Annotated in this window: 9 protein-coding genes; 6 read left to right on the plus strand and 3 right to left on the minus strand. The window is 54.3% G+C overall.

Annotation, left to right across the window (positions count from 1 at the left end; translation table 11 throughout):
- Entirely contained in the window at positions 1–1,950 is a 1,950-nt protein-coding gene (locus tag ABEA08_RS16145; protein ID WP_345336401.1) for an alpha-L-fucosidase, read from the minus strand.
- A gap of 874 nt (positions 1,951–2,824) precedes the next feature.
- Here ABEA08_RS16145 and ABEA08_RS16150 point away from each other — a divergent pair.
- The gene (locus ABEA08_RS16150; RefSeq protein ID WP_345336402.1) at positions 2,825–3,391 is read left to right on the plus strand and encodes a nuclear transport factor 2 family protein; all 567 of its coding nucleotides are present in this window, start codon (positions 2,825–2,827) and stop codon (positions 3,389–3,391) included.
- A gap of 121 nt (positions 3,392–3,512) precedes the next feature.
- Here ABEA08_RS16150 and ABEA08_RS16155 read toward each other — a convergent pair whose 3' ends face one another.
- On the minus strand, positions 3,513–3,743 hold the full coding sequence (locus ABEA08_RS16155) for a hypothetical protein (RefSeq protein ID WP_345336403.1): 231 nt from the start codon (positions 3,741–3,743) through the stop codon (positions 3,513–3,515).
- A 177-nt stretch (positions 3,744–3,920) separates the two neighbouring features.
- On the opposite strand from ABEA08_RS16155, the gene ABEA08_RS16160 reads away from it, so the two are divergent.
- The 3 genes from ABEA08_RS16160 (at position 3,921) to dmeF (ending at position 7,945) form a co-directional block, all read left to right on the plus strand.
- A complete protein-coding gene (locus tag ABEA08_RS16160) occupies positions 3,921–5,156 on the plus strand; it encodes an NnrS family protein (RefSeq protein ID WP_345336404.1) in 1,236 nt (411 codons plus the stop codon).
- Positions 5,157–5,177: 21 nt separating this feature from the next.
- Positions 5,178–6,557, plus strand: a complete 1,380-nt coding sequence (locus ABEA08_RS16165) for an ammonia-forming cytochrome c nitrite reductase subunit c552 (RefSeq protein WP_345336405.1) — start codon at positions 5,178–5,180, stop codon at positions 6,555–6,557.
- 428 nt (positions 6,558–6,985) lie between these two features.
- Entirely contained in the window at positions 6,986–7,945 is a 960-nt protein-coding gene (dmeF, locus tag ABEA08_RS16170) for a CDF family Co(II)/Ni(II) efflux transporter DmeF (RefSeq protein ID WP_345336406.1), read from the plus strand.
- A 374-nt stretch (positions 7,946–8,319) separates the two neighbouring features.
- On the opposite strand, the gene ABEA08_RS16175 is transcribed toward dmeF, so the two are convergent.
- Positions 8,320–9,534, minus strand: a complete 1,215-nt coding sequence (locus ABEA08_RS16175) for a hypothetical protein (RefSeq protein ID WP_345336407.1) — start codon at positions 9,532–9,534, stop codon at positions 8,320–8,322.
- Between the two features lie 521 nt (positions 9,535–10,055).
- Between ABEA08_RS16175 and ABEA08_RS16180 the strand changes: the two genes are divergently transcribed.
- Positions 10,056–10,457: a hypothetical protein gene (locus ABEA08_RS16180; RefSeq protein WP_345336408.1), complete on the plus strand. Its 402-nt coding sequence runs from the start codon at positions 10,056–10,058 to the stop codon at positions 10,455–10,457.
- A 487-nt stretch (positions 10,458–10,944) separates the two neighbouring features.
- The gene (locus ABEA08_RS16185) at positions 10,945–12,003 is read left to right on the plus strand and encodes a tyrosine-type recombinase/integrase (RefSeq protein ID WP_345336410.1); all 1,059 of its coding nucleotides are present in this window, start codon (positions 10,945–10,947) and stop codon (positions 12,001–12,003) included.
- The last annotated feature ends 32 nt before the right edge of the window (positions 12,004–12,035 follow it).

A 12,035-nucleotide genomic window follows, 5' to 3' on the forward strand; every position in this document is an offset into this window, starting at 1 on the left:
CTATGACCACATTGTCGACCAGGTTGCAGATGCTTGGAACAGCTTTCGAAAAGATGCAGAACAAGTGCGGCATCTTTGCAGCAGGGAATGGGCCAGACTGACCAAATAGATAATGGAATTGGTATGACACGCACCATGACGTACTTGTGCCTTGCCGGCGTACTCGGCGCTGATCGCGTTGAGTGTGATATTGCCGTCTGGGCGCTGTAGTGCATCCGGGAGGTGCTTGATGGTCAGATCCGATACATTGACCGGCGCGCTGCCGTTGCGCGGCGTCAGGGTCAATGTTTGCGCACCGCCTTGCGTCACTACCAACTCACCCACAGTGAAGGGTTTGAGGTACTTGTAGCGCATGTTGGTTTCGCCTGTGGCGGGCAGCCACAGCTCGCTCTGGTATTCGCCCAGCTCTAAGTTCAGGAACGCATCGTCGTTGTTGCCATAGAGCATCTCGATGGCGTAGCGGCCCGGCTCACTAAAGTCGACGTTCCAGCTCAGTGAGGTCTCTTGCCCCTGCCAGTCCATCACACTGTTGTGCCAGGGCTCGTACTTGGCGCCTTGACGCTGAGCATCCAGCGCGCGCAAGACCATGCCATCGGCGGTCATCACCCCGCCCACCTCGAAGATCTCCAGCTCGCCGGTTACTTCCAGAACCACGGTGCTGCTGTGGGGATCCGGCGCTTCGCCGCCCACAGCGATGGTGACGCCTTTGTCATCGCGGTTGACGCTCAGCGCGCTGCGCTTGTCGTCCGCCAACAGGTAGGCGCTGAGCTTGTCGTTGCCCACACCCAATACGCGCAGTTCGCCATCGGATGGCCAGTCGTAGACGTGCAGGTACAAGGTGGTGCCCTTGTCGTGTTGACGCTGGGTCACCGCACCGTTAAACGCCTGCTGGAACTCGAATGGCGTGGCATTCGTACCATGAATGGCTTCGCCGTTCACATCCATCCACTGACCGATCTCCTGCAATCGGTCGATCGACGCTTGTGGGAAGGTGCCGTCCGGCTTAGGTCCGATATTGAGCAGGTAGTTACCGCCCTTGGCGACCACACCGGTCAGGTTGTGGATCAAAGTCGTGGTGCTCTTCCAATCGTGATCCGACACCCGGTAACCCCAGGTGTGGTTCATGGTCATGCAGCTTTCCCAATGGCTGTCGAGCTGAGGTACCGCGGGAATGGACTGTTCATGGGTATCAAAATCGCCGTAGTCCAGGGTGTTGAAGCGACTGGTCAGGCGGCCATTGGAGACGATGTGCGGCTGGTTCCCCCAGAGGATATCGGCCAGCATCTGGCCTTGGCGATCGGTAATGTTGGCGGCCATGTCCCACCAGAAGATATCCAGATCGCCGTAGCGGGTGGTCAGCTCTTCCACCTGAGGACGGGCTATCTCGGCATGGTACTGCTCCACGCGCTCAGGCCACAGAGATTCATCCATGTTCAGATAGGGGCTGAAGCTCTTGTCCCAGTTCGCGCCACCGGCATCACCATGGTTGCCCCAGTCCATTGACTGGGAGTAGTACAAGCCAAAACGCAGGCCCGCGTCGGTCGCCGCGTCTTTCAGCGGCCCCAGCAGGTCTTTGCCCCATGGGGTGTCTTTGACACCCCACTCGGAGGTCGGGGTGTCCCACAGTGCCCAGCCATCGTGGTGCTTGGCGGTGATCACCATGTAGGTCATGCCCGCCTGCTCGGCCATCTCGGCCCAGGCCTTGGGATCGTAATTGACCGGGTTGAACTGGTTGCCCATCTCGATGTATTCGTTGGCGGGGATCTTAGCATTATTCCAGATCCACTCGGCGTAGCGCTGGGTATCATTGCCCTGATACTGGCCCTCCCACATGGCGTACACGCCCCAGTGGATGAACATGCCGAATTTGGCATCGCGGAACCACTCGGTCCGCTGAGCGCGGGTGGCATTGAGATCGACACCACCGGCCATCAAGACATCTTGCGACACAGCGTCCGGGGCCCCATGTGTAGGGGCAGCCAGTGTGGGCAGCGAAAAGCTGGCCAGGAGACAGCCTGTTAATAACGACAGGCGAGGAAAGGGAACGGCGTTTGACACGAATAACTCCATTGTTCTTTGTTCTATTTTTGTTTTGCCATGACAGCGGCTTCGCGCCAACCATAGCAACAGAGTGGCCCTCGCCACCGTGACCTAAATAGCCAGCATCCCTCAATTTACTAATTTTTACAAAGGGTTACACGTAGATATCCAGGTGCCGGGGACGGACTCAAAAGCTTCCGCCAGCACGAACTGATGAGTCGATCGCATGGGCTTACAGCGCATTGAACCGTTGAGGAATGGCACGGATCCGGTTGCATCGCGGTGGGGATCGTGCTGCCGGCCCGTAGGCGACACGCGACACTGGCTGTGTTTCAGACGACGGTTGAAACTACCCGTCACATTGCTCTAAGACCACAAGCGGAGAACGAGCTCCAATGGTTTCGCAACCGGCTTGCTTCAGTACCCGCAGGACGTCGCGTCGCGGTTTCCTATCCAGCAACAAACGAACTTGGGCCCAGGCCAAGAGCCAATGGATGGCTATGGTGGGGCATAACGCCAGCGTCGGGAACGCGTCAAGTCGTGGCATCAGCCAGAGCCAGCCCAAGGGGAGAATAAACAAATGCGATCAGAGTGACGCGGGCAAGCGTTTTGCCTTGCCTTTGGGCGCGTAGCGCGCCGATGCGCCGGAGCCCACTGGGGTTCCAATCGCCCGATGTCATGGGTAAAGTTTCGAATGCTGTGTTTTTATCATCAAAACAGCGTCTAACGGAAGCGAGACGGTCTGATGGGATCGTAGGCAATGGATAAGTAAGGATGTCGTAGCATGGAATTGCTCAATGAAACAAAGCTTAAGCAACTGCTGGATAGGCAGGAGATCGTCGCCTTGGTCAACGATTACTGTAATGCCGCCGATCGGCATGACCAAGAGAAGATGCGAAGCCTGTATCACCCAGATGCGCTGGACGATCATGGCTCCTTCTTCTCGGGATTGGCGATGGAGTTCATCGACATGCTGCCGCAGATCCAAGCGCCCATGGCGATCTTGCATCACAACGTCACCACGGTGAACATCAAGTTGGATGGCGACCGTGCCGAGGGCGAGATCTATATCCTGGCGTTTCACCAGATCAACACCGATGAGGGTCCGATGGATCTGTTGATCGGTGGGCGTTACTTCGACAAATACAGCAAACGGGAGGGTCTCTGGAAGTTTTCGCACCGGGCCGTCGTGGCGGATTGGGCCAACCTGCACCCCAGATCGATCGTCAACTTGGATAACCCGATCATCAAAGGCTCGCTGATCGGCAAACCCGGCACCGCCGATCCCTCCTATGAGTTCTTCTCCCTGTTGAAACGAGGCGAGCGTTCTTGGGGCGATGTCATTGAGTGATCCCTTATTCCCGGCGCCGCAGGCTCATACTCCAAGTTGAGCCCGCGGCAAGGTTAGGCCTGCGACCGCAGGAGCGTCTTTACCGCTCGTGCTTCTCCGTGCCGGGTTGACCATCACCGCATCATAGCGGAATGTCTTTCTTCAAGGTTTCCTGCAGATCCTCGCCACACTGACATTGGGCTTCAAGCTCGTCTAACTTGTCCGAGAGTTGGTCGATGGAGCCTACCGACATCGACGCTTGCTCCGTCGCCATTGGGTAGAGTTCATACTGACCGGAATGAGGCTGCGGGGTGCGCAGGCCATAGCCCAATAACGCCGCACGCTTTGCCAATAAATTAAATCGTAATCCCATCTGCTCGCTCCTGTGCGCTTTGCCCTTGCTTTAAGTGTAACCTGATAGCGGCCAAGGTAACGACATTGTTTCTGGTGGGTTGTTACGCTGCAGCGGGATGGGCAAAACATAGTTAATGCGCACCACTCAGAGGCTATGCTCTAATGGGGTCGCTAAATTCGGATACTGAGGGGCGCCATGCTAAATATCGATGAACCCGTTAGCGCAACACGGCGATGGGCGTTATGGGATCTCGCATTCCGGCCATTTTTCCTGTTTGCCGCACTGTATTCGTGTTTGGCGCTGACGCTTTGGATCACCCATTGGTACCAAGCGGCTCTTCCTATTCCTCAACTGTATTCCCAAGGGTTCTATCGCACCGTGGCCCCGTTATGGTGGCACCCTCATGAGATGCTGTTCGGCTACGCCATGGCGATAGTGGTTGGCTTTCTCTTAACGGCAGCGAAGACGTGGACGCAGCAGCCGACCTATCGTCATAGTGCGTTGATCGTCGTTTTTCTGCTGTGGGCCAGTGTCCGTGTCTTGCTGTTATCGCCGATCAATTTGCCGCTTTGGCTTCCCGCCTTGCTAGAAAGTGCCTTCTTATTGGCCTGCGGCGTGCGTCTTTGGCTGATGGTCTGGCGCGTGCGTCAGTATCGCAATATGGTGTTTCCCCTGCTGTTATTTGGCGCGCTGCTGATCAATCTGTTGAGCTATTACGCGTTGCTTGAGCAAAACTTTTCGTTGGCCAATCATGTGTGGCAAACGATGATCTGGTGGATGGTATTGATGATCACCTTGATCGGCGGACGGGTGATCCCCTTCTTCACCGCGGTACGGCTCAAGCTAACAAAGCCTGAGCCCATCCCGGCTCTCGAGTGGTCAGTTTGGCTCTTTACTGGGGCCATCGCACTGTTCGCTGCCCTTCCGTGGTTCGGGGAAATTGAGGTGATATATCGACAAATGCCCGCGTTCATGTTACTAACGGCTGCGATCCACCTTTACCGCATGTCCCGTTGGAACGGGTGGAAGGCTTACCGAGAGCCGCTGCTTTGGTCTCTGCATCTGAGTTATCTCGTCATCCCCTTTGCCTTGATCGCCATGGCGTATTGGCATGGCGATCCCTACGCCCAACGTCAACTGCTTCACCTACTGGCCGTCGGCTCGATCGGTGGCATGACGCTGGCGATGATCGCACGAGTCTCACTGGGTCATACTGGACGGGATCTCTATGCCGGTCCCTCCATGGCACTGCCATTTGCACTGGTATTATTGGCGGCACTAAGCCGAGGAGTGTTGCCGCTCCTTTGGCCCGAGCGGACGTTTGTTTGGCATTGGCTGGCTGTGATCGGTTGGGTATTGGCATTTGGCTATTTTGTCCTGCGTTATACTCAAATATTGCTCCGCCCCAGACCGGATGGCCGCCCTGGTTGATCCTTATATGGATAATACCTTATGTTAAATGGCGCGTACTTTTCATGTGGCAGCCTGATAACCCTGCTGATTTTGTCGGGTTGCTACGAACCTCAACCGTTTGTCGACAACGCCTCTCAGGCGGAGTCCTATCCGCAGCAATTTCAGGATTGGCAAGCAACGGGGCTCAACTCACAACGTGATGATCTGTTAGCACAGCGCCCCGCCCTGGTGATCCTCTGGGCCGGATCGGCTTATGCCAAAGAGTTTCACAGCCCAAGGGGGCATCGATTTGCACCCGCGGATGTCAGCCACACATTGCGCACTGCCCAGCCACGCTCTTCGACCCCCGAACCTGACGCCGCGGCTCTATCCGCCAGCTGTTGGACCTGCAAGAGTCCAGACTCGGCGCGGATGATCGAGCAGCAAGGTCAATCGACGTTTTCGGCCAGCAGCTTTTACGCCGTGGGGCCTCAGATCGAAAATTCGATCGGCTGCAGCGATTGTCATGATCCACAAACACAGGCTCTGCGCCTCGCCCGACCTCAAGCCCGAGACGCCATGGCGTATGCGCAGCAGACGTATTCGCAACAAAGCCGCGCCATGCAAGCGGCTCAAACCTGCGGCCAGTGCCATGTCACCTACTACTTTCAACGAGATAATCACAATAAGGTGGTGTTTCCTTGGATGTTCGGCTCAACCGCTGCGAAGATCCTGAAATACTACGATGAGCGCCGCTTTGTTGAATGGATCCACCCGATCTCACACGCTCCGATGTTAAAAGCCCGACATCCCGAATACGAGACCTGGAGCCGCAGCCAACATGCCGATGTCGGTGTGACCTGCATCGACTGCCATATGCCGATGAAAACCACGGCGTCCGGGGAAAAAGTGCATGAGCATCGTATTTTGGCAGAAGAGACGGAGCTAGCCGAAGCGTGTGCACAATGCCACCGGGAGCCTCAAGCGGTGTGGCGAGTCATCCAATTGGCGAAGCAAGAACTTGAGCAGGCAAGAGATGAGGTCGAATCGCTGCTTGTGTACGCCCATTATGAAGCCGGCGCAGCGAGAGAGGCGGGGGCGACGTTTGAGGAACTGGCGCCGGTCCTCGTCGCGATCCGCCATAGCCAATGGTACTGGGATTTTGCCGTGGCTTCTCATGGGGTGTATGCCCACAATCCGCAGGAAGCTCGGCAGCTGTTGAATGAGGCTACGCAGATCGTCCTCGGTGCCAGAGCCGAACTTGCGAGCCTACTGAGTGCCCGCGGTGTAAGTGCCGTTCCCTACCCTGATCTTTCCAGTAAAGCCGCTGCGCAGGCGGCGATCGACTTGGACGTGCCTAAATTAATACAGTCGAAAAAGGACTACCTCCTTAATGAGGTCGATAGCAATTGGCCCGCCGTCAACCGACTTGGATACTAAGCGAATTCGATCGAATACATTCCAAAGGTAGCTCACTTCGGTGCCAATACCGGTCATTGGACGTCCCCAAGACCAGATGGATCGACTAGGTGTTGGTCTGCATGGTACTTAAATTCACTCTGACCCTATTGCTATCCATCCACTACAGCTACTGATCCTCGTCTATTACCGATACCCTGCAGGTCGAGGGCATTTTGACGCTTGGTAATTGGGACGGCAAGCTCTCGGGCCCGTGACCGGGGAACGAGCCGTGAAAGCTAGCATCACCACGATCCCGCTGTTCTGTTTGCTTCCTTGAACTAGCTAGACATAAAGTGTTCTGAAAAGTGGCTGCGTAACAATCAAGTGCAAAATCGTGAGGACGGTCACGCCAACTTTTCGATATACCCTTACAATCGACCCACCAAAAGGAATTGAGAATCACTCCCATGCATGAGCATTCATTAGCGCGCTGGCAGCACCAGCACAATTTCGCCGAGCAACAAAAACAGAAGAGGCATGAACGCCGGACGCTATACGTCGTCGTGCTCACGGCGACAATGATGGTCATTGAGATCGTCACCGGCTATGTTACCGGCTCCATGGCGTTGTTGGCAGACGGTTGGCACATGGGGACCCATGTCGCGGCATTTGGATTAACACTGTTTGCCTACAGGTTCGCTACAAAAGCGGCCAACAACCCGCTGTACAGCTTCGGCTCCGGCAAGGTCAATATCCTAGCCGGTTTCACCAGTGCCGTGGTCTTGATCATGGTGGCTGTATTGATGGCTATTGAATCCGCTTGGCGCTTGGTAGCGCCGGTGGCGATCGACTACGACAATGCCCTGTTGGTTGGGGTGGTCGGACTGGTGGTAAACTTGGTTTGCGCGGTGTTGCTGCATCAAGGCGATGATCACCACCATCACCACGGCCATGAAAATCAGGGCCACGACCATAACCACAGTCATGAAAACCACAGTCATGATCACAACCTGTACGCCGCCTACCTGCATGTCATCGCCGATGCGCTCACGTCGGTCACTGCCATCATTGCCTTACTGGGTGCCCGCCACTTTGATTTACCCGGGCTTGATCCCATCATGGGGATCGCTGGTGCTGTGATCATCACGCGTTGGGGTTGGGGACTGATCAAACAGACCTATCCCACGCTACTGGATCGTTGCCCGGACGTTGGATTAACTGAAGAGTTGAAGGACCGGATCGAACAGGACAGCGATAACAAAGTGGTCGATCTGCATGTGTGGCAGATCTCGGGACACCATTGTGCCGCGATCATCAGTTTGGTCACCCATGAGCCCAAGGATCCGTCCCACTACAAGTCACGCCTTGCAGATCTACCCAAGTTGGCCCACATCTCGGTTGAAGTACACCATTGCAGCCAGGGCTGATCAAGTCTTGTTGACAGCGAGCACAGTAAGGCGCTTTTGATGTCAGTGGGACCAACGGGCAATTGGTTCAAGTATGATTCTATTACTCGTCTACAGAGCATAGCCGGCGGCCAGAATAATATGGATTACTACACTAACCGTTTAAAGCGAGTTAACTAAGTACGCTAGTCGCTCATCTCTATCTGATCGTATCCTTGAGCATATCTAAATGAGAACACCACGGCTTGAGAAAATGGCAGTGGCCGAATAACTCATTCGGTTATGTTGGAACAGCAATCGCCATTGGCATCGGTGACACGATTGGGTTGTGACGGAAACTGAAACAGAAAGCGATGCTGACTCAGCACCGCTTTCTAATTGTTTACGAACCGAGATTAAGGACGGCCAACCGGAGGGTGGATCTGGACATTGCCGCCATCCATCTCACCGGTGCACTCTGCTACCGTATTACCAGCAGCATCGGAGATCACCATGTTGATCTGATCCGCCATATTGTCTTTCTTCCCTTGTGGCTCTCCGGAGTCGAGCAGATAGCCGGCACAGGTATAACCGCTTTCATTGTTGAAGCGGCCAGTACATTCAAACACCAAGGTATCGATCTCAAATCCCTTCTTACCGCCGGGCTGTTTTGGTCCAGTGCTGTCCATGTCTAAACATTCGACCACTTCGATGTCGTTGGTGTGGAATTTGTCACCGTCGTTGTCGCCACTGTGGAAGTTGACTTCAAATGCCCCGCTGGGTGGTGGCCCGACGTTACCGCCAAAGGTACACTGTTTCGGACCAGAGACGACGCCGGAATTAAAGAAGCCACCGGTTGTCACCCAACAAGGACGCTCCGGCTCTTCGTCAAAGGTGATCCCGGTAACTGCGCCGGACCCGTTCATCACGATGCGCATAAGGGTTACGCCCTCAATGCCGATATCCGCAATGGTGTTAAAGCCATTATCGCCAACGGCATTGAGTGAGATCATCTTACCGACCTTCGGTAAGCGCGGGCCGTACAGTTCGATGCGGGCACCGCTCTCCCCTTCCTCTTCCTCGATATCCAGATAGCTGACAGAGTTGATCGTCACGCTCTTGCTTCTGGCTAGGCCGCTGAAGTCGAACTCAAAAAATTGACCTTGCAGATCCGCATCGTTTGGATCGGCGACATCTGCATCATCGGCATCAATTAGACCATTGGTATTGGTGTCTTTGAGTCCACTGGACTCATTTATAATCAGTACGTTGTAGAGAGACTGATTGTTTTCATACTGGGAATTTAACTCACCACCGACAACGTCGCCCATATCATCGTCAACACCAAAGCCACCAAACGCTTCATTGGGCGTCCCTAAGTCGTCATCGCCGCCAGTTGGGTTGGCACTGTCGAAGATCACCGCAGCATTGTCGTTTGTCGATAGCTTTGGATTGAAACCGTAGACGGTGATCTCGCCGCCCCTTGTGCCACTGACACCACTTCCTTCCGTCAATTTGTTTACGATATCGCCTTTATTCAGCCCTTCAAAGTTGATCTCTGCTGCATTGAGCGAGGCGGCGATCATGGCACTACTGAGCAATGACATGACCGGCATACTTCTCGATGTCATCATATTTTCCACCTGAATGATTAAGGGATAGAAACGCTTGAAATTGGAGCCCTAAAAGTTTAGTGGCTGCATTCAGTTCCCCAAAGATATTCGACATAAAGTCCGGCGCTTTAGTCATTGTTTTTATTGGACAAATTAAGTTACAGCAATTTATGGCCAGTTAAATCGATAAAAATCAGTTCATTGAAGTTAGATGATTTACGACCTTCAATATTCCAATCTATTCTTTATCGAGTCGACTTTTGCACGCCGTCAACCCGAGCGCTCAATGAGAACGAGGTTAAAACAGCCCAAAGCGTCATGCGGTTTTCACTCTGCTCTTTCTGGTGCCAACACGCGCGCCGGTTACCACATGTGGTAACCGGCGCGCATCTGCTCGGAAACGTACAGTGTTTCACCCGTTGCTGCCTAAGTCTTGCGCGGCGGACGCGTGATCGCGCACTTAGTTCTCTGTCTAGCTGCTTTTCGTATTACCACATGTGATAATGGGCTATCTGTTTGATTACTTGTGCGATTTATCCATGCCAAAGGCCCTCCCATTAGACTGCCAATTTATCGAATTTCTGCTGTCCCGATCGGACCCGTTCCTGATCCGCTATGCCAGCTTGACCCACGCTCAGAATTGGCGAACACGCGTCCGCAAGCAACATCTGCCTCATTGGCAGGAGTTAGAGTTTCATGATCCGGATGCGCTGGAAGCTCAGATCAACGAGTTTGTGGTGCTCACCTTTGGTTCGGGTCGGTTGCCCATGCTCAGGCGGCGCTATGCTACCGAGCGACACCGGCAAAGCAAATCCACTCAGGCGATTGAGCTGGACTCGGATCTGATCCAACGATTGCAGCAACTGAAAACCGAACAGCAGCATCGCAACCTGTCCGACACGGTTCGTTGGTTGACGGAGCAGTTGGATCGAGGCGAGTAAGGGACAAAGTGAGATCAGCGGGAATGGGAAAGGGGATATGAGCAATGCCCTACCGCTTCGGGTTCACTGTCGAAATTAACAACCAAATCTGCATTATGTAAAATGCGCCCTCATGTGGGGGAGTCAGGGTCATGGCGCGCGTTCACGCTTCGAGCTTTACACAAACGATGGCCGCGCAAGGCGCCTGACTGATCGGTTCGGGCCAAGGGCTGCAGCTCGAAATCGACCTTAGCCCGAATGGCGCATTCGTGTTCGCCCTCGGCCACCTTGTCTTACTTTCATTCGGCACGCACCGCACCGCTGGAACGGCAGCCTTCGATATCGTAATTCAAGCCAGTCACTAACCGGTCGATAAGGCCCCCTTGTCTCTAACGCTCCATCAGCTCGATCGTTCGCGATCCTTTTAGATCAACTAATTGCCGTTAGTTGATCTAATGCTGCCGTTCCTCTATTATGCTTAAACTTATGTTTATATGAGCTTTTTAGTGTGGATCTTGTACTGCCGAATTTGCCTGAGCTGATGAATGATCGGCAACTGCCTCAGTTTACCGCTCAGGTTGATCAGTCGGATCTTGATCGTCTGGCTGAGTTTCATCGGGCCCGCCTCGCGGAGAAATCCTGGTTAGCACGCCAGTCCGATCTCCGTCAGTACCTGATCTGGAGTCACTATCAAGGGGTCGAACCGAATCATCCGACCTCCGCCGATCTGTGCTTATGGCTCAGTCATATGGCAACACCGGGCCGGATGAACCGGCTGAAATATTGTCCACAACGGCATGAGTCAACCTTATACGCTGGCGAAGCGCTGGCCATACGCTCCATCCGGCGACGACATTCGAGTGTAAAGTGGTACCTGCAGCAAGTTGGCCCAAACAGCAGCAATCCCGCCGCGGACGATCTGGTGCTGCAGCAGCTCGCGGGCATTGTTCGGATCCTGCCGAGCAAACCCAAACGCGCACCGGGTCTGACCCCCGTAGAGCTGAGCAAGGTGCTGAACGCTATCTCCGGAGATGACTTCATCGGATTGCGTGACAAGCTCTTACTTTCTCTCGGTTTTGCCGGTGCTTTGCGGGTGAGTGATCTTGCCGCATTGCGGATCGAAGATATCCGGATCCAGCCGCAAGGATTGGTATTGGGATTTGAGCAGCGAAAACGTAAGGCTCAGTTTAATCAGATCGCGATCCTGGCCGGCTCAGATCCGAGCCGCTGTCCCAAGATCCTATGCCAACAATACTTAGCACTTCGGGGATGGTTTAGCGGCCCTCTGTTTCGTCGCGCCAATCGTAATGGCGAACCAACCGACAAAGCCCTGCATCCAACTTCTGTTGCCCGCATCATCACCAAACGCGGCGCTGGCAACGTGTCATTACACAGTCCGTTAAGTGGTCACAGCCTACGACGTGGCTTTATTGATTCAGCATTATCAACTGGTGCCCCCATCAGTGAAGTCATGAAGATCTCGGGTCATCAGGATCCCAAAACCCTCATGCTCTATTTGGATGAGATAGGCCAATTTAATCAGCATCCGGCCCAAGGCCTTTATTAATACCCGAGCACTCCGCTACTCTCGCAAATGCG

The sequence above is a fragment of the Ferrimonas pelagia genome (assembly GCF_039543565.1).
GTDB lineage: Bacteria > Pseudomonadota > Gammaproteobacteria > Enterobacterales > Shewanellaceae > Ferrimonas > Ferrimonas pelagia.